Below are 22,896 nucleotides of genomic sequence, written 5' to 3'. Positions count from 1 at the left end.
TGCCATCTGCCTCTACCACGGCATAATTCCAGTGGAAGGTATCAGAAACCTGCACCGCAAAAGTCTTAAGCGGCAGCGGCGCTTCAAGCGTGCCGCTGATAACGTACCAGGTCTGACCGTCATGCTGGACCGCATCCGCCAGTGTGATGTCGTTAACGGTGACTTTTGGGTTGCTGCTGTTGTAGTGGGTAATCAGCAGCAGATTCTGGCTGAGGCTGGTACTGTTTCCATTCAGATCCGTTGCACTGACCAGAATGGTGTGGTTGCCGTCCTTGATAGTTTTCACGTCGCTGTCAGAGAGCTGAACCTGCCACTGATCCTGGTAGACGCTGCCCTGCCAGGTTCTGCCGTCAAGGGTCAGTTCAACCGGCGTGCCGGAGGGGAGATGGGCGGCGGAGCCGGTGAAGATAATGCCGTATATCCCCTCCTGGTAACTGACCGCATTGTCGCCGGTAACCGGATCAAGAGTCAGCGCCGGTAATGGAATGGCGCTGGCCTTCATAGCGTCGGAGGTGGCGGGGGCATCTGAAGCTGTTGCTGACTCAACCTGGGGCGTAAGCGTTAAGGTTGAATCAGCTTCGCTGGTCGTCGCCCTCAGGGCGACAGCTGCTCCGTTTAACGGCGTGCCTGACGGGATCAGAATCTGGCTTTGGGTAGACTCTACGATTGATAACGCGGGATCTGACTCTGGACTGGCAGGGAATGGCATTGGAGTTGTTGCAGAAGCTGGAGATTGCCAGACAGGTGTCAGCGTGGTGACAGTCTGAGCATCGCCGGAAACGTCTGTGCTGAACTGTGCCTCCTGAAATAAACTTCCCTGCTGGAAAAGCATTTTACTCTGCTGGCCTGCAACCTCAGTAAAGAAATTCTGATAGCGAAGCGTATCGCTCTCGTGCAGGTTAAGAATGAGATCGTCACCCTGTTTCTGAAAAGAAGAAATCTGAGAAGGTGAGCTTTGCAGCGTGATAAGAGCGGGTTCGCTCAGAATAGATTGTGATTTCCCTTCAGTGGACTGAGACAATGGGTGACCGCTTTTCAGCGATATGACCGTGGCGCGGCCCGTTCCTGAAAATGCCATGGAAATCTCCTTATATACCAGTTATTAAGTAGGCAATGCCGTTGGAAATAAAGCGACGCTTTACTTATTTCAGGCACGCAACGGCCAGCGCCAATAAAGGTGCTGAGGCAGAGCCGGCACTCAACGCATTAAACGCAATTCGTAGCAAAAATAAAGGGCATAACCAGAGCCAGATTAAATATTCGTTTTTGAAAACAGATTATTTCTGCTGGCAAAATAAAAAGTACCATTCTTTGCAAGAGTCCGGGCATCAGCTCAATTAACCTTTACTGACTTCAACGACGTATTGTCAGGAAAAGTGAATAGTTGATGCTGGATAGACATAAGCTAAACTTCGTTTTCATGTCTGGCTACCAGGTAAAATCTGGAAATGTCCCCTGTTAATAGCAGATGCTTCCTGATGATTTAACTGCCCTGCTGTCTCAGTTTAGTAACGACTTCCCCATCCCTGTAAGAGCAATGCTGATGCTATTGCACCATTTTAAGTGGCAGGTGGGATATTGCATTACCGATATAAGTGTCCGCTTTATGCTAAAAGCGGACACTTTAATTTAAACAGGAATAAGTCAGCGTCAATCCTTATTAATCAGGTAACGACTGAGCCAGTTACTTCACCACCGGGTTCTTTTTAAGTGAAAGCATGTTCATAAACTCTTCATCCAGATGCAGGTGTTGCCGGACAAGTTCAGGTGGTGTACTGGCGAGCCACTGGTTAAGCGAAATATCGGCATAGTAATCACTTTTAAAAAGCTCAAGAAAACGCAGTGGTCCCTTACCGGTGTTTTCGATGTAGTGCCCCATAGCAAAAGGAACATATCCCACATCGCCGGCGCGGTAGTCAAAAGTCCTTGCCTGACCGGATGATGCAAAGACCCCCATCCGTCCCTCTCCTTCAAGGTAATACTGCCATTCATCATTGTTAGGATGCCAGTGCAGCTCGCGCAGTCCGCCTGGCTCAATTTCTACCAGTGCGGCAGCAATCGTTTTTGAAACCGGAAAATTGGATGAATCCGTAATCCTGACGGTTCCTCCCGGCGCGCGTACCGGATCCTGAGCCAGCATCTTGTGGGTAAAGCGGATTTTCGACTTCACCCCGCCTTTTATACTGTCTGATTCCAGGCTGCCCGGAACGTTGCCGGCAAAAATGTACTCATCATCAGGTGAAGGCAGGTGAGAAAATGAAGATACCGGAACCCTGAAGTTTTTGGCGAGAATTTCCGGGGGAATATGCCTGAACCAGTCTGACAGCAGAAAAGTGCTATCCTCATCAAAATTTCCGTCGTCAAAAGCCAGTAAAAATTCACAGCCGTCGGGACCGAGACCCTGAATCGAATGGGGAATACCGGGCGGAAAATACCATAGGTCACCTGCAGCGATATCATCAACAAACCATCCTCCGCTGGCGTCAAAAGCGGTAATCCGCGCGTTGCCATAAGTCATGTAAGCCCACTCCCCCTCTTTATGCCAGTGCAGTTCGCGAATACCTCCGGCATTGAGGCGCATGTCCACACCCGCAATCGTCGTAGATATGCCCAGCTCCCGCTGCGTCACCTGACGCGTCCAGCCACCGCTTCCCTTGCGTACGTGCGCATCACTGAAAGAAAAGTGAAGGTTTGGCAGCGTTCCGCTGTCGGTAACGGGCGGATTTACGATGTCCGGACTTTCAGCCTCACGAATAGGATCATGTGGTCCGGGATCTCGTCCTCCGCTCCCTGCCGGAAACGTCTTTACGCCGTTGTCATGTGCCATGGCCTGACCCGCCGCAAGCGCGACCGTTCCTCCTGCAGCAAAAGCCATAAAATGTCTTCTTGTCAGTGTTTTCATATTCATCCCTCTTAAGAATCTTTTATAAACGGTATTATTTTTGTTACCGCCATAAAGTTATAAACGGGCTGAATGCGGAGGGAAAAACAACTTTGTAACACTGTGGAAAGAGTGCAATTTTCACGCAAATAGTAAAGATACTTGAATGTATTAAGAAAGATTAATGTTGTTTAATCACCGTATAGTTATAAAGGGATTATCCTGTGCTTAAGCGCACTAATCGTCAATTAATGTGGGTCTTTTTGATTTTCATTTACCCGGTGATCGGTAACTGCTGATAAGAATTTTTACGAATTGAGGGGTTTAACGAGGCCTGAGCCTTTGATGCGTGAGCTTTCACGCACGTACTTAGATAGACGAGGCGCATGTGCAGGGCCGCTCTGTTACGCCTGATTAAGCCCGAAGCATAAAGTCCCCTTCTCACTCATAGCGGACATAGATAAATCCGCCCTGGATCACGTATTTCAGTCACTATCACCGGCACTGTTGAAACCGGAGATCAAAGTCACCCCCGATTTACTACGCTGGTTACAAGACAACATTCAGAAGCCGTTCAGCGCTCAGCGTCCAAACATGCCCTTTAGTTTTTGCTTCATGCTCCGAACATAGAATGGCGTAAACTGCGACCTGATATGTGAGTCCAGACCTTTGTCGTTCTGGCCAAGGCGCATCAGATCCACCGCCTCCCCATCCGGAGAGGTATCCGCTGCGACAAGACCCGCACCACGCATCACCTCTTGCACATCACCGCTCATTTCCACCCCCACCAGATAATGCGGTTTATCATCGACTGACGGGTCGTGCATTAAAACCAGGAATGCACGGCTGACCCCGGGACATTTTGCAAACCAGGCTGATAACTCTTTCAGAAGCCTGTCCGGAACAACGGCAGGTACTCCCACTAATACCTGTGTTTCTTCCTCAACCACCCTTGTCTGCGGCAGGCGACCCGTTCCTTCCGCCAGCATGGCTTCTATTTCTTCCGGCACAAACTCCTTTCCGTAATCCGACCTGGGATTAAGAAACACACCCTCTCCCCGCGTCATTTCAAAAAAGGCTCTGGCAGGCAACTTCATGTATTTACTTTCCTGGCTGATGGCGCGCTGCAGGGTGGCAAGCGAGCTGAATACCGGAATGACAGGCGTTCCATCCGGTTTTTCCCAGTGCTGAATCGAGATATTCTCACCCGCCTTTAGTTCGACCTCACCATCACCCGATGCCCCTCCGGAACTACCCAGGACGTAAAGAGATGAATCTGACAGTACCCGGTAAAACTCAGGTCGTTCTGCTGGATGATCGGCCGCCAGTTTTAAAGCAGTCTCCAGTTTGATTTCCCTTTCGTCAGACATTTAACCACCTTAGGCAGGATTGGATTAGGATCAATTTAACAAGGGCTTATGAGCATAATATAGATAATTTCTACTCGCCAGATTCCTGCACGTACCGGAGGATTGCCTTTGAGGGCTCGTTATTGCGATTAAGGACATGCGTTTGAATGGGTAAATGGCAGAACAGGCACGATCTTTTCCGTTTTCCAGACGCTTCCCTTAAACTACACCGCACAGGCCTCAACTATTAAGCTTATCTGACTAACATCCTGTTCTATAAACTCGTGAGTAAGAACCGTTACCAGCGTGTTTATCAGTGTTTGTTTAAAATCATGCTCACGCTGACATGCCATACTGCTACAGAGAACGATGTAACTTCAGCTATTAAACCAGGAAAATAAGATGTTTTTACCGGATGCACGATTCACAAAAATCTTTCCTCACTTCTCATTCCAGGCATGAGTCGTCAGCTTTTTGTTTCTCTGGATGGGCCCAAGGGAACCGGTAAAACCACTCTGCTGGAGTCCATTACGCAAGTGCTAAGAGCAGATAACAGGAAGGTGATCCGACTTAGCGAGCAAAAAAGCGATCCCTTCAGGGCGGAAACAATGGCGCTGGTTAACAGGCTCGCCAGAAATCCCTCCGTTGATCTTGAACAGGATATTTGTGAACGCTTTGCCGTTAGCCGTGCCTGGATTTCACAGAATGTACTCACTAAACAGCCCGGGAACTGCATTATCCTGATGGATCGCTGGTATCCGTCTGATGCCGCGTTTCGGCGGATGGTGCCCTTTGCAGAGATTTTGCAGCGAAATATTGAACTCAATGTGCGAGCGCCAGATCTGCATGTCGGGGTGGTTACGGCACCTGAGATTTCATGGGAACGAGCCGCGGCACGATCGCGTGGGCTGGGGAGTACAGTGATTCACAGGCTGGAAGAGCATGTCGCTTGCACCAGAGCGTTCGAGCAGGAGATGACTAACCACGGCTGGTTTTTATGTCGCAATGAAGGAACCGTAGAAGAGGCAACGATGCAGGTGATTGCTGAAATCTATAAAACGCTTTGATGCCTTACAGTCATCGGTTTCACGGGCGGATTCTCACTCGAAATTGCCAGTTAACATCGCGACCTGTTCCGTTTCACGCTCCCCTGTTAGGACCTCATGAATATCGCTTTGCAGATCACTGGTTTCGGTCTTTGGCGCTAGCCAATAAAACCCATAATAGTCGCGTTATAATCTCTTCTTCGAAAATTCGCGCAACCTTTGGTTGTTAACTCAAAAATCATCCACCCGAATTTTACTTGTCTGAAATCAACAATAGTCAGATTACCGCTGGCACAGATATCCCGCTTTAACTTATAAAATTGCTTTATTTTTCAGATAAGGGCACAGGGAATTGCGCTACGCATCGATACCATTTAATCACAATCAACTGGGCTGGCCTGCGGGTGAGCATTGTTTTACACCGCAGCCCATGCTGCGAGAGGATATCACTGCCGACCGGGTTATCGTCGGCGCGGGATTTGCAGGTGTTGCCTTTGCGCGCCGCCTGGCTGAAATTAATCCTGGCCTCAAAATTGTCATTGTCGACGCGCACAGCATTCGGGAAAGCGCATCGGCACGTAATTCCGGGTTTGTTATCGGTCTGCCTCATAATATTGGCAGTTCGACCGCTGAATTAAAAAAGGCCAACGCTTACCGTAACCTGCTTCAGGAAGGCATTCGTCAGCTTGAGCAGGTTATTTCTCAGCATCATCTTCAGTGTGACTGGGAACAGGTCGGTAAATATCACTGCCAGGCTGAGCGTGGCAGTGATCGTATTTTAAAAGAGTACGCCAGCCAGCTCGATTTAATGGATGAGCCGTGGCAGATGTCAGACAGCGAAGAGCTTTACTTAAAACTCGGCACGCGCTTTTACAGCAAAGGGATATATACACCTGGCTGTGTGCTGGTTAATCCAGCGCAGTTGATCGCCGGGCTAAACCACTCTTTACCTGAAAATGTTCAACGCTTCGATAACACGCCAGTGCTGGGGATTCGCTACGGCAGCATGGCTGAAGTGCTGACACCGTTTGGCATCATCAAAACGCCAAAGGTGATGCTGGCCACCAACGCATTATCACCCGAACTGCGACCAGGGCTTTCGCGGCAGGCCGCAATGGCGACCTTCGCCAGCATTACCGATCCGCTGACGGATGAACAACTGGCCACCCTGCCCCCCATGCAGAGCTGGGGGCTTACGCCGGTTAATGCGATTGCCGGTGCAACCTTCCGTTTTACCTCAGACCGCCGTTTCCTGATTCGCCAGCACGTGATACCCGCACTCAACGGTCAGGTGAATGTCGCGCAGACCTGGCAGGCAACCCAGCTGCATCAGCGCTTATTTCATAAAGTCTATCCGACCCTCAGCAGCGTAAAGATAACCCACACCTGGTCCGGCACCATCAGCGTTACGCGAAACAGCGCGCCTGAATGGGGCATGCTGAACAAATTTATCTGTACGGCGGGTGGCTGTAACGGCGCAGGTGTTTCAAAACAGACCGTAGCGGGCAGTCTGCTGGCAGATTACATGATGAAACAGGACAACCCGCATATCGCGGATATGCTGTCGCTGGGCAAGGCGAGTTTCATGCCGCCATCGCCGGCGCTGGATATCGGCATAAAACTGTCACTGATGAAAGAGCGTTATCTGGGCCGTAAAGAGGTCTGATAATCCGTAACTGTAATGGTCGACACACTGGATATTGCTGAAGTGGCGGCAATTGAACTGATAAGGCGCGACCAGGCCAGCGAAGAATTACCGGTCGAAACGCTCAATCTCGTGGGGCCGGATACGCTCAACGGAGAAGAGGCAGCAGCAGCCTGGCAACAGCTTCTGGGCCGTCCGGTAATTTATGGAGGAGATAATCCGGATGCATTCGAAGCCAATATGGCGGAGTTTATGCCGCGCTGAATGGCGTATGAAATGCGGCTGATGGCTGAACGTTACGTCAGTGATGGGATGATTCCACAAGAGGGCGACCGGGAACGTCTGGTCACCCTGCCTGGCCGCCCACTGCATACCTATCGTGACTTTATTAGCACACTTCCCGGAGAGTAATCTGGATCTCTCAGGCTTAAGGACAAGCCTGCAGAGCAATACCGTGGACCAGATGCCTGAGCCAGAGCCACTATGCAAAAATATTCTCAGAACAATCTTTATCCAGAACTTCAATGCAGACAGATTATCCTTGCCTGGCGATTTAAACCGGCCAGTTTATGGCCCGGTTGTTTTCGATAATATCCTGATGAGAGGGTGCATCACCCAGCGTCGCGAAACTGGCATAAAGCTGTGGCAACCGAGCCTGACCTTCTCCCTTTCTGGCCAACGCCAGAGCTCGCAGCATCACGGGCGCTTCCCAGTCACAGCAGTAACAAGGTGTGCAGGGCTGCTGACGCCATGATTCAGCGATAGTCCCAGAGAACACAGGATCAAAACCGGTGTCGTTAACCAGTGACATGGCCGTCTGCACAGCATCAGGATGATCTCCCGCTACGGCAACTGCCAGACGACCCCGACTTCCCTGCGGCTGGCCCAGATCGGCGAGCGAGTCGGCAAGGATATTATTAAAAGCTTTAACCACAGGGTGTCCGATTTGCTCCTGAACCCATTCGCTTTCGGTCTGCCCATTATCCAGTGCAGTAATCGGTGCGTCACGCAGGCCAGGATAGTAGTTGCTGGTGTCGATCACCGGGACATGGGGTGGCAGGTGATCGAAAAGCCCATCAGGCAGGCTGCTAAGTGCCGGCAGCGGAATGGAGAGAATCACGGCTTCGACGTCTGTAACCGCTCCCCTGATGTCTGTGGGTTCTGCATTAATTTCACCCGCAAAACCACGCACGCCATCAACTCCGCGTGAATTAGCGATTTTTACCTTGTGCCCCGCTTCACTGAGCTTCCGTGCCAGGGTACCACCGATATTACCTGTGCCAATTACGCCGATTTTCATATTTCGCTCCTGATTCTGTGTTGAAGTGAGATACCCTATATATTCACTGAATAAACAACAAGAACCGACAAAATAGTGGGTTACTAACCTGAAGGTAAGTATGGAAAGAGACTGGCGTTGTGATATTCCGGAGCAGCGACTGGTGTGGGCTAAGGCTACCACCGAAGCGCTGAAGATTATTGAAGGTAAATGGAAGACAATTATTATCTGTCAGCTTTTCGCCGCTAAAGGCCCGCTGCGCTTTTCAGAGCTGGAGCGCCGGATTGAGGGCGTAAATCAAAAAATGCTGATCCAGCAGCTTAAGCAACTGGAACAGGATGGCATCGTGACTCGCACGGTTTATCCTGAAGTCCCTCCGCGTGTTGAGTACTCACTTACCGATCTGGGTAAAGCGCTTGGGCCATCAATGACTGCTCTGATTGACTGGGCCTTACTACGTCGTGAAACGCTGGGGCTTGATGGCGCCTGAAGCTCGCATTTAAACCTAGTTATACCGATGTGGCTGAGCGCAGGGCATGGCTGTTCAGGCCAAGACTGGCGTAACGAGAAAGAAACTCCAGCCGATGGTGGATTATGTCGTTTCTGGCTGGTCCCGATGAACCCGTAACAGCGCTTGCGGATAATTCGGAACCGGCCAGCCCGGTTACATCGCCATGTGCTGGGCGGATTTCAGATGCTGTTCTACAACAGGGGTATGCGCGTCGGCCAGCGCCTTCACATCCGGATCCTTTATCTTCGTCGCGTCACTCTTCAGCGTCGACAGCACCATCTTATGATCCATTATTCCGGCATTTTCCATATACATTTTGTCAAAGGCAGCGCCGCTCTGCTTTTCCAGCTTGTCTGCCATGGCCTTATGTTTAGCGTCTGGCGCAGTCGGTAATGTCACCTCTTTTTGCTTAGCAACCGCCTGAACTTTTGTCAGAGCACTGCCATGATCTTCGACCATCTTCTGTGCAAAGGTTTTAACTTCTGCGCTTTGTGTTTTGTTCAGCGCAATTTTGGCGGCGGCAATTTCATTGATATTGGCCTGCGCCATATCCTTCAGTGCTTTTTCATCACCAGGGCTGAGCTTGTCATTCTTTACGGTCTGCGGTGTATTCCCGCCCTGCGGGGCGCTTGTCTGCGTCTCAGCCTGTACGGTGGCAGTGCTGCACAGAGCGACGACGGCTGATATAGCCAGGCATCCTTTATAGCTTTTATTATTTTTCATTTTGTAATCCTGAATATTATGGGAAGACCGATATCAGAAAAGTTCTGCTCAAAATTACCTGCTCCGTCTCATGAGTCGACATGGTTTCTGTCTCGCTTAAGGTACCTTACGTAGCAGAGTTATTAAGCGTTGTAGTAATGTCAGGTAATCGCAAGTATAAACAATGCATTGCAGCAGCATAAAAATAACGAAAATGTATTCCGCCTCGCTTAAAGCCGAAAATTTATCTATTGTTAGCAAGGGCTTCAGCATTAAATTTATACGAAATATCAAAACATCGTACAGCTTTTCTTTGATTAGTTTGAGATAATTCTTAAGGTTGCTATGTGGTTGTCGGCCGTTTAATGCTGGGTAATAACTAACAGGTGACATAATAATGTGAAGAGGTTGAGCTCATGTTACCTCCTTACATCGCTTTATATTTTCTGGTTCAGATTACTGAATAATATTAAGGAAAGATCACATGCTCAAATCTCGCGCTTTAAAAGCCGCATTTGCGGTGGTGATATCTTGTACCGTGCTTGCTGCGCCCGTTTTCGCAAATCCGGGCAACGGCAACGGTGGTGGCGGTCAGGGTAATGGTAATAGCGGAAACCCGGTTAATAACGGCAAAAGCGGAGTGCACGGAAACAAGGGGCATGGTAATGCGGGTCCGAAAGAAAAACATGGAAATCGTAAGAACGCAGGACGACCCGATCACGTCGAGTCAGATATCAACTACTCTCTTGCACGTAAACTTGCCGTCAATTATGGCCTTGTCGGCTATCAGTCTTTGCCGCCAGGAATAGCTAAAAAAGTTGCGCGTGGTAAACCTTTGCCTCCGGGTATCGCCAAAAAAAGTTTGCCAGCATCAATGCTAAATGAACTGCCCTATTACCCTGGTTACGAATGGCGAGCCGTCGGAGATAATCTTGTGCTGATAGCCCTGAGCACCGCTGTCGTGACCGCCGTAATTAATGGGGTTTTCGATTAACCTTCAAAACTTTTTCGAACGAATTTACTTTCCTGGTGGAGCGCCAGTAACACGCTTAAATGCTTTTCTGAAGGCGCTCCGACTCATATCCCAGCGCGGCAGACATGCCTGAAATCGTCTCGCCTGAATTTTGCAGACGATCGCTGGCGAGTAGCATCCTCCATTGCGTCAGATATTCTATGGGCGTAATTCCAACCGTCTGACCAAAGTGTTTTGCAAATGCAGCGCGGGACATCCCTGTCTGTAATGCCAGCATATTTAACGTCCGGCATGTCATCGCAGCACCCGTCTCCGGAGTAAAGTGCCTGACAGGCAGATTGCCACTCATGCTTTATGCACTCTGTGACAGGCTCCGTTGGTCCCGTTGATCGGGAATGCGCGCAATCACCTTTATTTCAAAATCAAATCCCGCCAGCCACGTCACTCCCACCGCTGTCCAGTTAGGATAAGGAGGCTGCGGAAAAACGCGCTGCTTTATCTGCATGATGGTTTCGAACTGTTGCTCCGGATCGGTGTGAAACGTGGTGACATCGATCAGATCGTCAAAGGTACACCCTGCCGCAGCGAGCGTGGCTGCCAGATTTTCAAATGCCCGTTCTACCTGAGCAGCAAAATCGGGCTCCGGCGTGCCGTCGGCACGGCTGCCCACCTGACCAGAGACAAACAGCAGATCACCTGAGCGGATAGCCGCTGAATAACCATGTTGCTCATAGAGAGCGTGACGATTGGCAGGAAAAATGGGTTCGCGGGTGATCATAGAATTTCCTCAATAGCCTTTAGCGGATTGCAGGATGCAGCGCACACGAGTTTGATTTAATATACGCGGCGTATGTCACATTAATCACACATACGTCGCGTATGTCAATTAATATACCTCGCGTATGTGAAAGGAGAGTGTATGGCCGCTAAACGTCGCGCTGAAACAATGGAAGAGAACCGGGCAAAACTGATTGCAGCAGCACGCAAAGCCTTTGCCGAAAAAGGCTTTGCCGCCGCGTCAATGGATGAACTGACGGCCAGCGTAGGTCTGACACGCGGGGCGCTCTACCACAATTTTGGTGACAAAAAGGGGCTGCTTGCAGCGGTCGTCGCACAGGTTGATGGCGAAATGGCGCAGCAGGCTAAAGCGGCAGCGTCTGGGGTGAGCGATGCGTGGGAGAAGCTGGTGGCTGAAGGCATCGCCTACATCCGCATGGCAATGGATGCCGAAGTGCAACGCATTGTGCTGCGCGATGGCCCGGCTTTTCTGGGAGATCCCTCGCAATGGCCCAGCCAGAACAGCTGCCTGGAAGCCACGCGTGAAACGATTACCCGTCTTATCGACAGCGGGATAATGAAGCCGGTCAACGTCGATGCCGCCGCTCATCTGCTGAACAGCGCGGCGCTGAATGCCGCACTGTGGGTCGCTTCCAGCAGCGAACCGGAAAAGGCGCTGCCAAAGATGATCGACGTGTTCACACAACTGGCAGGCGGCTTGCGCCATAGTGCAATTTAACCCTGAATATTCACTGCTGCTTTCACTGATAGCCCTGAAGCTCTGAGTGCTGACGCCTGCATCTCTTTCAGGCGCGGTGTCGTTTTAATTCAGTGTGACAGCGGAATCAGGCCGCTCTCCTGATAGGTCGCAATCAGGTTATCATAAATGGTTATATCCTGGCGCGTGCGGGCTATTAACTGCGCGCCAGCAACTGCGGTGTAAATTGCCAGCGCACGCTGCGCATTTTTCTCCGCGTTATCGGGCGACTTTTCGCAAAGGACCTCTGTCAGCCACTTGACGTTCGCATCGACAAAACACTGAACCTCACGCTTCACTTCCTCGGGCAGATCTTCATATTCCGCCGCCATAAAGCTGGAGAGACAGAGCCGGTTGGCATCTTCAAGCGACTTGCGGAAAATCTGCGGATAGCGCTGCAACGCTTCATCCGGTGAGGCACTTTGCTCGCGTATAGTCTTTAAATCCTCAGCCGTATCCTGCCAGTATCGGCTGGCAACCGCGGCCCCCAGATTGGCCTTACTGGCGAAGTGATAATAGATACTGGCATTCTTGATGCCTACCTCGTCAGCGATACTGCGAAAATTAATCCCGTTATAGCCATGATTCTGGGCAGCACTTTTTGCTGCGGCCAGAATGGCTTCCCGCGCGTTCAGGCTCATAACTCAGTTTTCCTTCAGGAGGTGGAGACGCATTATAAGGGGAAAATATTTACCTGCCAACTGGTAGACAGGGATTGACATAAGGAAAGTTCAGCACCACAATCAACCTACCAATTGACAGGTAGGTAACTTAATCATGACTGATATCCACAATGCATCTGCAGTTCCGTCACTCCCCGCGATGAAGATTTATGACTGGTATGATGGCCCTTATCCTGCACGGGTCAGGATTGCCCTGGCGGAAAAGGGATTACTTTCTGAGGTCGCATTTATTCCGGTCAACCTGTGGAAAGGTGAGCATAAAAAACCTGAATTTTTAGCGATCAATTATTCAGGAACCCTGCCGGTTTTAGCGCTGAATGACGGAACGCTGATCGCTGAATGCACCGCCATTACGCAATATCTCGATGTGCTGGATGAGAATCCGGTTCTGACTGGCGTCACGCCGGCAGAAAAAGGCGTTATCCATATGATGACCAAACGGGCTGAGATCGAATTTCTTGATGCGGTCAGCGTCTATTTCCATCATGCCACAGCAGGACTGGGGCCGGAGGTGGAGCTCTATCAGAATCCGGAATGGGGTGCGAAGATGCGTGAAAAGGCCATCAGAGGGATGCACTACTTTGACGGCGTTTTACGCTCACAACCTTATGTCGCGGGCAATACATTTTCGATGGCGGATATCGCCGTAACCGGCGGAATGATTTTCGCGGCTTTGGTGAATCTTGCTGTTCCTGACGAGTGTCGCGCCCTGAAAGCGTGGTATGCAAAAATCCAGAGCCGCCCCAGCTATCAGCAATGGCAGGCAATGGTTGAAGCGGGCCGCCCTGCTGCTGCTGCTTCGTCTCAGGACCGGGCGTAAGATCGCGCTGATCGTTCTGGATAACGTGTTCTGGCTGCTGTAAAAAACCCCGGGAAATCTTCCGGGGTTTTCTGATCTCAAAACACGAAATCTCAGTGCGTCAGCCTTATCAGAACGCCGCTTCAGCCTGCATTGCGCTCAAAGTGGCTATTTACAAAGGCGCGGCAGCGTGGCGAGATCGGATCGAGAAACACCTGCTCCGGCGAACCGGACTCCTCAATCATGCCCTGGTGCAGAAACACCGCTTTGTTCGACACGTCGCGCGCAAAGCCCATTTCATGGGTGACGATAATCATGGTACGTCCCTCTTCCGCCAGACTGCGGATCACCCGCAATACTTCGCCCACCAGCTCCGGATCCAGCGCTGAAGTTGGCTCATCGAACAGTATCGCTTTTGGCTGCTGCGCCAGCGCCCGTGCAATCGCCACGCGCTGCTGCTGTCCGCCGGAAAGCTGCGACGGCCAGGCGTCGCGTTTTGCATAGAGTCCCACTCTATGGAGCAGCGCTTCTGCTTCTTCAATCGCCTCTTTATGGCTGCGCTTCTGCACATGAACCGGCGCTTCAATGATGTTCTGCATCACCGTTTTATGCGGCCACAGGTTGAAGCTCTGAAATACAAAGCCGAGCTGCATTCGCATCAGCTTGATGCGACGGCGCTGCTCGCGGCTCAGTTTTTCGTCGGCGTTATCCAGGGTGACGTTCACCTCGCCTACCGCAATTTCGCCTGCCTGCGGCACTTCAAGAAACGGAATGCAGCGTAACAGCGTACTTTTTCCCGACCCACTGGCACCAATCAGCGATATCACATCGCCATCCTGCGCGGTCAGGCTGATGTCGTGCAGCACTTCGTGTCCCGCATAACTCTTTCTGAGATGGCTCAGCATAATGGTAGGGGCGGTCATGAGCGTGCTCCAAAATAGTAAGGTGATAAGCGTCGTTCCAGCATCGATACGCCTTTGCTGACCAGCATGGTGAGTATCAGGTAGATCACCGCCGCGCTCAGGAACACCTCTAGCGCCCGGAAAGTGGAAGAGACTATCGAGTCGGCAATGCCGGTCATCTCCATCAGGCTGATAGTGCTGACCAGCGACGTTGCTTTGATCATCGAGATGATCTCATTGCTGTAGGCCGGCAATGCCTGTCGAATCGCAATCGGTAAGGTGATGCGGGTAAAGATTTTATACGACGACATGCCTGAGACTTTAGCGGCTTCCAGCGACTGCTGACTGACGGCACGCAGCCCGCCGCGCAGGATCTCCGAGGTATAGGCGGCATCATTGAGAATCAGCGCCAGTAAGCCGCACCAGTAGGGATCGCGCAGCAGCGGCCAGAACAAGCTTTCCCGTACCGCCGGTAAACTGCCCAGGCCGTAATAGACCATAAAGATCTGGATCAGCAGTGGCGTACCGCGAAACAGCCAGACGTAGAAGCGACAGAAAACGCTGCCGACACGCGTCATGCGCAGCAGGTTAAGCAGCAGCGCCAGCACGCCGCCGCCAAAGAGTGAGAGCAGCGCCAGGTTGATGGTCAGCGGCAATCCTTTCAGCAGCGCCAGCAGCGTCTGCTGTAAAAACATGATATCCACGTGGACTCCTTACCCCTTCACGCGCTGTTGACCGCGCATCGCAAACTTTTCCACGTAGCGGAAAACCATATCGGAACAGGTGGTGATAATCAGGTAGATCACCGCACCCACACTGTAGAAGAAAAAGGACATCTGGGTGGAGTTGGCTGCGGTGGAGACCTGGTTCATCGTTTCCACCAGTCCGGTTACCGAGACCAGCGCCGACTCTTTGATCACCGATTGCCACTGGTTGCCCATGCCGGGCAGCGCAGTGCGTAACGCCTGCGGCACGATAATGCGGCGAAACATCATCAGCCGTCCCATGCCGGTCACGGTCGCCGCCTCCAGCGTTCCGCCGGGAATGGCGTAGAAGGCGCCACGGAATACCCCGCTCTGATAGGCTCCGGAGATCAGCCCGATGGCAATCGCGCCCGCCACAAAACCGTTCACATCAAACGGTCCCTGGAAGCCCAGCACGGTGCCCACGGTGGAGACCACCTGTCGTCCACCGAAGTAGAAGAGGTAGATCACCAGCAGTTCCGGCACGCCGCGAAACAGAGTGATGTAGCCTGCCGCCAGTCGCTGCTGCCAGCGTGAACCGGCAATCTGCATCCAGCAGAGCACGCTGCCCAGCAACGCACCCAGTAGCCAGGCGCAGAGTGACACGCTGACGGTGACGGCGGCGGCGTTAAGCAGCACGCCACCCCAGCCCTCATCCCCGAAGCCCAGTATCTGCCAGTCAATATTCATCAGCATCAGCGGTTACGCTTTCGGCGCGACATCTTCGCCAAACCATTTGATCGACAGTTTGCTCAGCGTCCCATCTTTGATCATGGAGTCCAGCGCCTGATTCAGCACCTGCTGCAGCTCACTGTTGCCTTTACGCAGACCAATCGCCGAGCCTGCGCCCAGCACGCCACCGGAGAAGCCATAGCCGCTGCTGCTGATCGCCTCAGCATGTTTTTTCACAAAGGCGTTGAGGTTGGTACGAGACGCCATGACGGCATCCACCCGGCCATTCATCAGGTCGGCGAAGGTTTCAGGACCCGCCTGATAGGTGCGGATAGTGGCAACGTCGCCCAGGTATTTCTGCAGGAAATCCGCCTGAATGGTGGCGACCTGCACCGCGATGGTTTTCCCTTTGAAGGTGGTTTTCAGATCGTCGATCGCTTTTTTCATGCCGGCGTCATCATCCGCCGTCACAATCGTGCCGCTGCCTGGCAGCGTGGCCAGCGGGCTTTTTTTCGCAGTCACAAAGCTGGAGACGCTGACGGTGTACTGATGGGTAAAATCGATCGCTTCAGCACGTTTTGGCGTTACGGTCACCGCATCGATCACCGCATCATATTTACCGTCGATAAGACCTGGGATCATGCCCGACCATTTCTGGGCGATGATTTCATATTTAAAGCCAGCACGTTTAGCCAGCTCCGCCACCATATCCGGCTCATAGCCGACGATTTTGCCACTCGGTGTGGTCTGGTTGAAAGGAGGATAAGCCGCTTCAGTCGCAAACTTCAGGGTGCCGAAATCTTTCGCCTGGCTGAACGCGGAAGTGGCGAGCAGTGCCACGGTCAGAGAAGCCGTGAACAGGCGGTTACGCATCATCATATAAACCTCATTTATTTATTATTAAGAGAGTAAATCAATTGCAAGGCGGGTCAGCGCCTGCGTCCCGGCGGTAATGCTGCGTTCGTCCGGCTGATAGTCGGAGTTATGCAGGTGATCGTCACGGCCCGGCGTGGCCGATCCAATATGAATCTGGCAGCCCGGTACCCGTTCCGTGAACAGTGAAAAATCTTCGGCACCAAAGCTGGCGCTGGGCTGCGCGATGATGGGCTTATCAAACTGATGCGACAGAATCTGTTCCAGTGAATCGATCAGGCGATCGTCATTCATCAGAGGCGGCACGCCACGCTGGAAGTTAACCTCCACCCGCACGTTTTGCGCCAGCGCCACCCCTTCGCACATCCGTTTAAACGAGGTTTCCATAGCAGCGCGTACTTCCGGCGACTTAGTACGGATGGTGCCCTGAAACAGGCAGCTATCGGGAATGATATTGTGGGTGGTACCACCCTGAATGTGCCCGATGGTTAATACGGCGGAGTGAGCGGGATCGCGTTCACGCGAGATGAGGGTCTGTAGCTGGCTGATGAGATGCACGGTCGCGATGATCGGATCGGTGCCCATGTGCGGACGTGCCGCGTGGGTCGATACGCCATGCACCGTAACGTCGAATTCATCGCTGGAGGCGGTACTGGCCCCGCGCGTCAGGGCGACTTCCCCCGCAGCCAGTTCAGGCTTGTTATGCAGGGTCACGGCCCAGTCGATGCCATCTGCCGCACCGTCCGCAATCATCGCCTCAGCGCCACTTTCTGGCGTCTCTTCCGCGGGCTGGAATATCAGCCGGACCCGCCCTTTGAGCTGCTGACGATAGTGCGGCAGGATCGTTGCGACACCCAGCATCGTTGCGGTGTGAATATCATGCCCACAGGCGTGCATTTTTCCGGGATAGCGGCTGGCAAACGGCAGACCGGTCTGCTCATGTATTGGCAGCGCGTCCATGTCGGCGCGCAACAGCAGCGTCTTACCCGGCTCTGCACCGTCGATATCCACCACAACACCGCTGCGACCAACGCCGGTGCGGGGATTGAGTCCCAGCGCCTGCAGATACTCTGTGACCAGACTGGCGGTGCGCAGCGTATCAAAGCCTAATTCCGGATGCGCATGGATATCACGTCGAATCGCCACTAACTGCGATTCAAGTTCATTAACTCTGGCTTTTATTTCCCCGGCCAGTCGTGCTTTTTCCTGATTCATAGCAGCCCCGGCAATATGCGATCGGCACTCTGCTGCCGACCGCTATTTTAATCTCATCCTGATGACGGACGTTGATGACCGTTTATTTATTCACAGCACGCGACAGAAAGCAACGCGCAACAGCCTGCTCTACATACTTAAAAATCAATAAGATAGTGTTATTTATTGGAAACCTGTATGAGATAACAGCGGATCAGCAATAATATTAATAATCCGCCACACGACATTACTTTCCCTACTGTCACTCAGGTGATATTGCGCTTTTATCCGGAGAGGGAATAAAGAAGTCTGCCAGTATTTCCGCTAATTTCTCGGGTTGTTCGTCGGGAATAAAATGGCCGCAGTTGAGAACAGTTTCACTGCTTACCTGATGCGCTACGGTGCGCAGCGGGGTGGCCATATCGGGTATCGATCCCTGGTCGGCACTGACAGCCAGCAGCGGTAAAGCCAGTTTGCCTTTTAACGCGCGCTGTCGATTCTGCTCTGCCGACCGTGCAAAAGCGCGGTAAAAAGCCAGTCCGGCCCGCAAGGCCCCGGGCTGCTGAAAAACGCGCAAATATTCATGACGGGCCGCCGCATCTATGCGATGTGGATTGGCTGACTTACGGTTAAAAAACCAGTCGAGGTAGATCGCCTCTCTGCCAGTGATCAGCGCTTCCGGTAAATCATCCACACAGTGAAATCCAAAATGCCAGGTTTTCCAGACGCTATCACCCACCATTGGCAGTAAGTCAGGCAGCGTGATACCGGGAATGCCGCCATCCAGCAGCGCGAGACGGCTAACCTTTTCGGGATGGCCTGCCGCCAGTGACCAGGCGACCCACGCCCCGATATCATGCCCGGCCAGATGAAAGCGTTCGATACCCAGCTGGTTCAGCAGCGCCAGTATGCGCTCTGCCACGCTGTCAGTGTCGTAACCACTGGCTGGAAAGTCAGAATCACCCTGCCCTGGCAGGTCGGGTGCGATCACATGAAAGCGGCTGGCAAGCAAGGGAATAACCTCCCGCCAGGCATAACTGCTTTGCGGGAAACCCGCGAGCAAAACCACAGCCTCAGCGTGTTCACTGCCTGCGCTGAGGTAGTGCAGCCGCTGCGAGTCAATGTTAATAAAGTGGTGCTGGTAGAGTGGATATACGCGCATAAAACCTCCGGATAATAAGGAAACGATCGATTCCTTAATGTGTAAAAAATTTAGTCGAGTATCTTTAGCGCCAGGGGGATGATGCTGGCATCGGGCCGGGTCGCAGCAACTTTACCGGCGACCCGCATCCCCAGAACAATGCAAAGCATTAGCGAAGCGGTGGCGTCTCTGTCCAGTGCAGGATTGACCGAACCATCCTGCTGACCCAGGCTGATTATCTGCTGCAGATTCTGCTGGTTGCGTATCAGCGCCGCGCTGACGGCTCCGGCAAGTTCCTCATCCAGAGTTTGCAGCTCCACGGCGCTGACAGCCACCAGACAGCCGCGCTCACCTTCTACATCGCGCACTGAATCCACATAAAAATTGAGTAGCGCCGCCAGTTGCTCACGGCCATTTTCACATTGCGCCAGCCGCGCGGCTAAACTGCTGTTGCGCATTGAGAGATAGCGAGCGAAGACGTTTGCAAACAGCGTGCGCTTGTCGGTAAAAGCTTTATAGATGCTGCCGGTAGTGAGCTGCATAGCCTGGCCCAAATCGCCGATCGAGGTGGCGTGATAGCCCTTTTGCCGGAATACCAGCATTGCGCTGTCCAGTGCCGCATCGGTATCAAACGCCCGCGGTCGTCCCCGCTCTTTATAACGGTTATCGTTCATCGCAAACACCATTAGAGAATGATCATTTCCTTTAAGATAGACTGATTTGTCCGCCAGATAAAGGCTTTCTTATGCCTGGGGCTCGCCTGGAAATGGAACCCGCCCCTCACCATGACCTTCTCAGATAAAACACCGTTTCGACGGCGCGTGAAAGGCATAGGCCCAGACATGTTCGACACGTCAGGCACGCCGTTTTAATCTCGCGTTATGTAATCAGGCCTATCTGAGCCACGTATTGCCGATCTTGAGCAGGAGCATGAATTTCAGGTTCAACTCAATGGAACGCTCTCTGGCAATATCCGCTTATCCGCAGGGGAGCATGCAGCTCAAACTCTCGTATGGCCAAAATTAAAACTTTTATCATTGGAAGTTCGTGAAGGAAGGAAAATCGTTACGTGTCAGAGTTGAAGGACAGGTCACGTTTAATTTTCTGTCAGAAAGAATCGATGCCGTATTATCGGGTTTTGGTATTGCCTGTGTTCCTGAAGATACGATCAGGGAGCATGTAAAATCCGGAAAGCTAATTCAGATTCTGCAGGATTGGTGCCCTGCATTTCCCGGTTATTATCTCTGTTACCCGAGCCGTAAACAGCATCCGCCCGCTTTTGCGCTGATGATAGATGCGCTTCGGTACCTGGAATAGCGGGTCTGCAATTCGATGCAGACCCGCCTGAATCTTAACGGCCCACACGAGCCTGATGCTCAGGGGAGTAACGTTCGCCGACGATTTCTATCGTTTCAAGCGCCTCTTCTATCTGCCGCACGTCGTCCTGTGAAAGCGTGATGTCGGCAGCACTCAGGTTTTCATCCAGCCGGTGCAGTTTAGTGGTGCCGGGGATGGGAACAATCCACGGTTTTTGTGCCAGCAACCATGCCAGTGCTATTTGTGCAGACGTAACCCCTTTTCCGGCAGCCAGTTCACCCAGTAATGTGACCAGCTTTTCGTTAGCTTCAATTGCTTCAGCGGCAAAACGCGGCACCTTACTACGGAAATCGTCCCTGCCAAATGTCGTTCCTGACTTAATCGCGCCCGTCAGAAATCCTTTGCCTAATGGACTGAATGGCACAAAACCAATCCCCAACTCCTCCAGCAATGGCAGGATCTCCTGCTCAGGCTCGCGCCACCACATTGAGTATTCGCTTTGCAGTGCAGTAACAGGTTGTACGGCATGTGCACGACGAATGGTTTGTGCACCCGCTTCAGAAAGGCCGAAATGTTTGACCTTACCTTCTGAAATCAGGTCTTTCACGGTTCCCGCAACATCTTCGATAGGGACTTCCGGATCGACGCGGTGCTGATACAGCAAATCAATCACATCGGTTTTCAGACGACGCAACGAGCCTTCAACCGCTTTGCGAATATGTTCCGGGCGGCTGTTTAAAATCTGCTGTTTATTGTCCTCACCAAAGGTAAAACCAAATTTGGTAGCGATAACCACCCGGTCGCGTAAGGGTTGTAACGCTTCACCCACCACGTTTTCATTAAGATATGGGCCATAAACTTCGGCTGTGTCGAAAAATGTCACCCCACGTTCAACCGCGGCGCGAATCAGCTCAACAGCCTGACGGGTGTCGGTCGCCGGACCATAGCCATGACTCAGGCCCATACAGCCCAAACCCAGTGCTGACACTTCAAGCCCTGATTTTCCGAGATAGCGTTTTTGCATTATTGAAAGCCTCTTCTGTTGCGTTTTTAACGTCAGGTTTGCGGCCAGTCAGCCACTCCACCATCGCCGGATAGGGATGAGAGAAGAATGTGCTGGTTGCGGAATCAAGCGCCGCAATTTGCAACATATCCTCAGAACTGCGTTCAAAAACGAGGATATTGATGTTCTCTACCATTTTTGAGTTTTACAGTTGGCATGGCGTTATCCTTCAGTCGTTGTGTGTGAAAAGCATAACGTAAAGTGATTAACTGGATTAAGTAGGGTAATTAGCTAGGGCTTATTACTTTTATTCATCAATGATGATTAATCCTGATCTTTGTCTGCCCGCTATTGCAAATTTCGCTCTTTAAAAAACTGGCTGATGAGATCGACAATCTGCACATTATTCAGATCAATAACGCGATATGAATGAAACTCATGAATATGTGTGAGTCGCGACTTGATCTGACACATGCCCCTGAAAGGTTCAGAGTGAAGGTTTTCCTGATTTATCAGAGCGTGAAATTTGCGCCCCTCCCACCAAATGGTTATAGTTAAATGACCAATTGGAGGTGACAGATGAAAACATTCAGCTTTTCTGCGAACAAAACCAGGCCGCCACGCTTATGGCAGGCCGCAGGCCTGAACAACGCTGATGGTGTCGCCCTGCTGGGCCAGATTAATGAAGGCCTTGATGGCAACGTAGCTCACCTGATCGTCAACTGGGCGAAGATTACGCAAAACGACCTGCGCAAAATGTCCGGTATTCCCTCCACGACGTTCAGCCGAAGCGTGAAAGCGAAATTCAGCGCTGAACAAAGTGAACGACTGGTACGTATTATCCGTGTCATTGATCGCGCAGTTGAACTGTTCGAAGGTGATAAGGATGAAGCGCAAAAATGGTTGAATGAGCCTAACAGGGCGCTGAGCTGGAAAATGCCCGCAGAACTGATGGCGTCTGAAACCGGGGCTTACGAGGTCATGAAATTAATCACGTGCCTGGAGCACGGAGTTTACTCTTGATTCTCTACAGGCTGACCAAGACAAAGTATCTTTCGACAGCCTGGACGGGATTTGGCGCAAAAGAGGCGGGCGGCCGCTGGAACAGCATCGGCATCTCCATGGTTTATGTTTCTGAAACAGCATCACTGACTTTGCTGGAAACACTGGTCCATCTGCACTCAGCACACATCCTGGATGCTTTCACACTACTGCGCATCGATGTTCCCGATGCGCTGATTCAGACCGCTGATATCACTGAGTTGCCTGTAAACTGGGCTGATGAAGATGCACCGGCAGAACTGGCTGACTATGGAGACGCCTGGTGCTCTGCCTGCGATGCGGTTGCGTTGCGTGTTCCCAGTGCCCTCTCCCCTGTAGAATATAACTATCTGTTAAATCCTGAACATCCCGAGTTCTTCCGGATAGTTCAACAGGCTGAGGCCATTCCGTTCCGGTTTGATCGTCGGCTGAAACCGGATCGTACATAAACTATCCGGATAGCTTTTGGTCGCGCATTCGTGCGTTGAACAAGGGCCGGAAGCCACCGATGATCGTCTCTTAAGCCCTGCGAGAAGCCTTTCCCCATCTGACCTGACGCAAGGCACTGAAGCTTAAGCCTCATCTATACTGCAGCTTATCTTTGCTGA

General features: G+C 51.9%; 27 protein-coding genes and 2 pseudogenes. 12 read left to right on the top strand and 17 right to left on the bottom strand.

What is annotated here, in order from left to right; genetic code table 11:
* On the bottom strand, positions 1-1,078 hold a 1,078-nt coding region (locus tag LC417_RS13750), incomplete at its 3' end, for a BapA prefix-like domain-containing protein (protein WP_223566033.1).
* A gap of 35 nt (positions 1,079-1,113) precedes the next feature.
* On the opposite strand from LC417_RS13750, the gene LC417_RS13745 reads away from it, so the two are divergent.
* The gene (locus LC417_RS13745) at positions 1,114-1,341 is read left to right on the top strand and encodes a hypothetical protein (protein WP_223566032.1); all 228 of its coding nucleotides are present in this window, start codon (positions 1,114-1,116) and stop codon (positions 1,339-1,341) included.
* Between the two features lie 343 nt (positions 1,342-1,684).
* On the opposite strand, the gene LC417_RS13740 is transcribed toward LC417_RS13745, so the two are convergent.
* Complete coding sequence (locus LC417_RS13740; protein WP_029519267.1) at positions 1,685-2,902, bottom strand: cupin domain-containing protein; 1,218 nt, start codon at positions 2,900-2,902, stop codon at positions 1,685-1,687.
* Positions 2,903-3,462: 560 nt separating this feature from the next.
* On the bottom strand, positions 3,463-4,251 hold the full coding sequence (locus LC417_RS13735) for an enhanced serine sensitivity protein SseB C-terminal domain-containing protein (protein ID WP_223566031.1): 789 nt from the start codon (positions 4,249-4,251) through the stop codon (positions 3,463-3,465).
* A 437-nt stretch (positions 4,252-4,688) separates the two neighbouring features.
* Between LC417_RS13735 and LC417_RS13730 the strand changes: the two genes are divergently transcribed.
* The 4 genes from LC417_RS13730 to LC417_RS22430 all read left to right on the top strand — a co-directional run bounded on the left by LC417_RS13730 (position 4,689) and on the right by LC417_RS22430 (position 7,332).
* Positions 4,689-5,297: a dTMP kinase gene (locus tag LC417_RS13730; protein ID WP_122459919.1), complete on the top strand. Its 609-nt coding sequence runs from the start codon at positions 4,689-4,691 to the stop codon at positions 5,295-5,297.
* 331 nt (positions 5,298-5,628) lie between these two features.
* Positions 5,629-6,942 (top strand): FAD-binding oxidoreductase, encoded by a 1,314-nt coding sequence (locus tag LC417_RS13725; protein WP_223566030.1) that lies wholly within the window; start codon positions 5,629-5,631, stop codon positions 6,940-6,942.
* Between the two features lie 15 nt (positions 6,943-6,957).
* Positions 6,958-7,185: a hypothetical protein gene (locus LC417_RS13720; protein ID WP_223566029.1), complete on the top strand. Its 228-nt coding sequence runs from the start codon at positions 6,958-6,960 to the stop codon at positions 7,183-7,185.
* A 21-nt stretch (positions 7,186-7,206) separates the two neighbouring features.
* Entirely contained in the window at positions 7,207-7,332 is a 126-nt protein-coding gene (locus LC417_RS22430) for a hypothetical protein (RefSeq protein ID WP_255601888.1), read from the top strand.
* A 142-nt stretch (positions 7,333-7,474) separates the two neighbouring features.
* Here LC417_RS22430 and LC417_RS13715 read toward each other — a convergent pair whose 3' ends face one another.
* Positions 7,475-8,221, bottom strand: a complete 747-nt coding sequence (locus LC417_RS13715) for an NADPH-dependent F420 reductase (RefSeq protein WP_033768704.1) — start codon at positions 8,219-8,221, stop codon at positions 7,475-7,477.
* A 100-nt stretch (positions 8,222-8,321) separates the two neighbouring features.
* Here LC417_RS13715 and LC417_RS13710 point away from each other — a divergent pair, with 100 nt between their 5' ends.
* On the top strand, positions 8,322-8,690 hold the full coding sequence (locus LC417_RS13710; RefSeq protein WP_033780002.1) for a helix-turn-helix domain-containing protein: 369 nt from the start codon (positions 8,322-8,324) through the stop codon (positions 8,688-8,690).
* 174 nt (positions 8,691-8,864) lie between these two features.
* On the opposite strand, the gene LC417_RS13705 is transcribed toward LC417_RS13710, so the two are convergent.
* The gene (locus LC417_RS13705) at positions 8,865-9,434 is read right to left on the bottom strand and encodes a DUF4142 domain-containing protein (protein WP_223566028.1); all 570 of its coding nucleotides are present in this window, start codon (positions 9,432-9,434) and stop codon (positions 8,865-8,867) included.
* 463 nt (positions 9,435-9,897) lie between these two features.
* Between LC417_RS13705 and LC417_RS13700 the strand changes: the two genes are divergently transcribed.
* Entirely contained in the window at positions 9,898-10,407 is a 510-nt protein-coding gene (locus tag LC417_RS13700; RefSeq protein WP_223566027.1) for an anti-virulence regulator CigR family protein, read from the top strand.
* 55 nt (positions 10,408-10,462) lie between these two features.
* On the opposite strand, the gene LC417_RS13695 is transcribed toward LC417_RS13700, so the two are convergent.
* Positions 10,463-10,663 (bottom strand): helix-turn-helix domain-containing protein, encoded by a 201-nt coding sequence (locus LC417_RS13695; protein WP_022624598.1) that lies wholly within the window; start codon positions 10,661-10,663, stop codon positions 10,463-10,465.
* A 75-nt stretch (positions 10,664-10,738) separates the two neighbouring features.
* Positions 10,739-11,164, bottom strand: coding sequence for a RidA family protein (locus tag LC417_RS13690; protein ID WP_010246770.1), 426 nt, complete (start codon positions 11,162-11,164; stop codon positions 10,739-10,741).
* Between the two features lie 141 nt (positions 11,165-11,305).
* Here LC417_RS13690 and LC417_RS13685 point away from each other — a divergent pair, with 141 nt between their 5' ends.
* Positions 11,306-11,902: a TetR/AcrR family transcriptional regulator gene (locus tag LC417_RS13685; RefSeq protein WP_052271288.1), complete on the top strand. Its 597-nt coding sequence runs from the start codon at positions 11,306-11,308 to the stop codon at positions 11,900-11,902.
* Positions 11,903-11,991: 89 nt separating this feature from the next.
* Here LC417_RS13685 and LC417_RS13680 read toward each other — a convergent pair whose 3' ends face one another.
* Complete coding sequence (locus tag LC417_RS13680) at positions 11,992-12,561, bottom strand: TetR/AcrR family transcriptional regulator (RefSeq protein WP_050679225.1); 570 nt, start codon at positions 12,559-12,561, stop codon at positions 11,992-11,994.
* Between the two features lie 136 nt (positions 12,562-12,697).
* On the opposite strand from LC417_RS13680, the gene LC417_RS13675 reads away from it, so the two are divergent.
* Entirely contained in the window at positions 12,698-13,423 is a 726-nt protein-coding gene (locus LC417_RS13675; protein WP_222939238.1) for a glutathione S-transferase, read from the top strand.
* Positions 13,424-13,545: 122 nt separating this feature from the next.
* Here LC417_RS13675 and LC417_RS13670 read toward each other — a convergent pair whose 3' ends face one another.
* The 7 genes from LC417_RS13670 to LC417_RS13640 form a co-directional block, all read right to left on the bottom strand.
* Entirely contained in the window at positions 13,546-14,325 is a 780-nt protein-coding gene (locus LC417_RS13670) for an ABC transporter ATP-binding protein (RefSeq protein WP_045139956.1), read from the bottom strand.
* Positions 14,322-15,008, bottom strand: a complete 687-nt coding sequence (locus LC417_RS13665; RefSeq protein ID WP_010246777.1) for an ABC transporter permease — start codon at positions 15,006-15,008, stop codon at positions 14,322-14,324. The genes LC417_RS13670 and LC417_RS13665 overlap by 4 nt, the downstream gene beginning before the upstream one ends.
* A gap of 9 nt (positions 15,009-15,017) precedes the next feature.
* On the bottom strand, positions 15,018-15,743 hold the full coding sequence (locus tag LC417_RS13660; protein WP_223566026.1) for an ABC transporter permease: 726 nt from the start codon (positions 15,741-15,743) through the stop codon (positions 15,018-15,020).
* 6 nt (positions 15,744-15,749) lie between these two features.
* On the bottom strand, positions 15,750-16,598 hold the full coding sequence (locus LC417_RS13655; RefSeq protein ID WP_022624593.1) for a transporter substrate-binding domain-containing protein: 849 nt from the start codon (positions 16,596-16,598) through the stop codon (positions 15,750-15,752).
* A 21-nt stretch (positions 16,599-16,619) separates the two neighbouring features.
* Positions 16,620-17,807 carry a M20 family metallopeptidase gene (locus LC417_RS13650; RefSeq protein ID WP_010246783.1) on the bottom strand — a complete coding sequence of 396 codons (1,188 nt, stop codon included), beginning with the start codon at positions 17,805-17,807 and terminating at the stop codon, positions 16,620-16,622.
* Between the two features lie 241 nt (positions 17,808-18,048).
* The gene (locus LC417_RS13645) at positions 18,049-18,948 is read right to left on the bottom strand and encodes an alpha/beta fold hydrolase (RefSeq protein ID WP_223566025.1); all 900 of its coding nucleotides are present in this window, start codon (positions 18,946-18,948) and stop codon (positions 18,049-18,051) included.
* 50 nt (positions 18,949-18,998) lie between these two features.
* Positions 18,999-19,613, bottom strand: a complete 615-nt coding sequence (locus tag LC417_RS13640; protein WP_223566024.1) for a TetR/AcrR family transcriptional regulator — start codon at positions 19,611-19,613, stop codon at positions 18,999-19,001.
* Between the two features lie 213 nt (positions 19,614-19,826).
* Here LC417_RS13640 and LC417_RS13635 point away from each other — a divergent pair.
* Positions 19,827-20,244, top strand: a pseudogene (locus tag LC417_RS13635) (LysR substrate-binding domain-containing protein); the annotation flags it as partial.
* Between the two features lie 34 nt (positions 20,245-20,278).
* Here the strand turns inward: LC417_RS13635 and LC417_RS13630 are convergent.
* Entirely contained in the window at positions 20,279-21,268 is a 990-nt protein-coding gene (locus tag LC417_RS13630; protein WP_223566023.1) for an aldo/keto reductase, read from the bottom strand.
* Positions 21,234-21,446 (bottom strand): annotated as a pseudogene (locus LC417_RS13625) (hypothetical protein); the annotation flags it as partial. The pseudogene LC417_RS13625 and the gene LC417_RS13630, both read right to left, overlap by 35 nt.
* Positions 21,447-21,826: 380 nt before the next feature.
* Between LC417_RS13625 and LC417_RS13620 the strand changes: the two are divergent.
* Together LC417_RS13620 and LC417_RS13615 are read left to right on the top strand one after the other, a co-directional pair.
* On the top strand, positions 21,827-22,270 hold the full coding sequence (locus LC417_RS13620) for an antitoxin Xre/MbcA/ParS toxin-binding domain-containing protein (RefSeq protein ID WP_223566022.1): 444 nt from the start codon (positions 21,827-21,829) through the stop codon (positions 22,268-22,270).
* Positions 22,267-22,737 carry an RES family NAD+ phosphorylase gene (locus LC417_RS13615; RefSeq protein WP_223566021.1) on the top strand — a complete coding sequence of 157 codons (471 nt, stop codon included), beginning with the start codon at positions 22,267-22,269 and terminating at the stop codon, positions 22,735-22,737. Before LC417_RS13620 ends, LC417_RS13615 begins: the two co-directional genes overlap by 4 nt.
* Positions 22,738-22,896 lie beyond the last annotated feature (159 nt).

The sequence above is a fragment of the Pantoea sp. OVA07A genome (assembly GCF_019969975.1).
In the GTDB taxonomy this organism is placed as follows: domain Bacteria; phylum Pseudomonadota; class Gammaproteobacteria; order Enterobacterales; family Enterobacteriaceae; genus Pantoea; species Pantoea agglomerans.
The sequence above is the reverse complement of the archived record's forward strand: the minus strand, read 5'-3'. Positions and strand labels throughout refer to the sequence as shown.

Bases quoted from the DNA above. Each gene is read 5' to 3' on its own strand.
- LC417_RS13745 (WP_223566032.1), top strand. From the start codon at position 1,114: ATGCCGTTGGAAATAAAGCGACGCTTTACTTATTTCAGGCACGCAACG.
- LC417_RS13740 (WP_029519267.1), bottom strand. From the start codon at position 2,902: ATGAAAACACTGACAAGAAGACATTTTATGGCTTTTGCTGCAGGAGGA.
- LC417_RS13735 (WP_223566031.1), bottom strand. From the start codon at position 4,251: ATGTCTGACGAAAGGGAAATCAAACTGGAGACTGCTTTAAAACTGGCG.
- LC417_RS13730 (WP_122459919.1), top strand. From the start codon at position 4,689: ATGAGTCGTCAGCTTTTTGTTTCTCTGGATGGGCCCAAGGGAACCGGT.
- LC417_RS13720 (WP_223566029.1), top strand. From the start codon at position 6,958: ATGGTCGACACACTGGATATTGCTGAAGTGGCGGCAATTGAACTGATA.
- LC417_RS22430 (WP_255601888.1), top strand. From the start codon at position 7,207: ATGGCTGAACGTTACGTCAGTGATGGGATGATTCCACAAGAGGGCGAC.
- LC417_RS13715 (WP_033768704.1), bottom strand. From the start codon at position 8,221: ATGAAAATCGGCGTAATTGGCACAGGTAATATCGGTGGTACCCTGGCA.
- LC417_RS13710 (WP_033780002.1), top strand. From the start codon at position 8,322: ATGGAAAGAGACTGGCGTTGTGATATTCCGGAGCAGCGACTGGTGTGG.
- LC417_RS13705 (WP_223566028.1), bottom strand. From the start codon at position 9,434: ATGAAAAATAATAAAAGCTATAAAGGATGCCTGGCTATATCAGCCGTC.
- LC417_RS13700 (WP_223566027.1), top strand. From the start codon at position 9,898: ATGCTCAAATCTCGCGCTTTAAAAGCCGCATTTGCGGTGGTGATATCT.
- LC417_RS13695 (WP_022624598.1), bottom strand. From the start codon at position 10,663: ATGCTGGCATTACAGACAGGGATGTCCCGCGCTGCATTTGCAAAACAC.
- LC417_RS13690 (WP_010246770.1), bottom strand. From the start codon at position 11,164: ATGATCACCCGCGAACCCATTTTTCCTGCCAATCGTCACGCTCTCTAT.
- LC417_RS13685 (WP_052271288.1), top strand. From the start codon at position 11,306: ATGGCCGCTAAACGTCGCGCTGAAACAATGGAAGAGAACCGGGCAAAA.
- LC417_RS13680 (WP_050679225.1), bottom strand. From the start codon at position 12,561: ATGAGCCTGAACGCGCGGGAAGCCATTCTGGCCGCAGCAAAAAGTGCT.
- LC417_RS13675 (WP_222939238.1), top strand. From the start codon at position 12,698: ATGACTGATATCCACAATGCATCTGCAGTTCCGTCACTCCCCGCGATG.
- LC417_RS13670 (WP_045139956.1), bottom strand. From the start codon at position 14,325: ATGACCGCCCCTACCATTATGCTGAGCCATCTCAGAAAGAGTTATGCG.
- LC417_RS13660 (WP_223566026.1), bottom strand. From the start codon at position 15,743: ATGCTGATGAATATTGACTGGCAGATACTGGGCTTCGGGGATGAGGGC.
- LC417_RS13655 (WP_022624593.1), bottom strand. From the start codon at position 16,598: ATGATGATGCGTAACCGCCTGTTCACGGCTTCTCTGACCGTGGCACTG.
- LC417_RS13650 (WP_010246783.1), bottom strand. From the start codon at position 17,807: ATGAATCAGGAAAAAGCACGACTGGCCGGGGAAATAAAAGCCAGAGTT.
- LC417_RS13645 (WP_223566025.1), bottom strand. From the start codon at position 18,948: ATGCGCGTATATCCACTCTACCAGCACCACTTTATTAACATTGACTCG.
- LC417_RS13640 (WP_223566024.1), bottom strand. From the start codon at position 19,613: ATGGTGTTTGCGATGAACGATAACCGTTATAAAGAGCGGGGACGACCG.
- LC417_RS13630 (WP_223566023.1), bottom strand. From the start codon at position 21,268: ATGCAAAAACGCTATCTCGGAAAATCAGGGCTTGAAGTGTCAGCACTG.
- LC417_RS13620 (WP_223566022.1), top strand. From the start codon at position 21,827: ATGAAAACATTCAGCTTTTCTGCGAACAAAACCAGGCCGCCACGCTTA.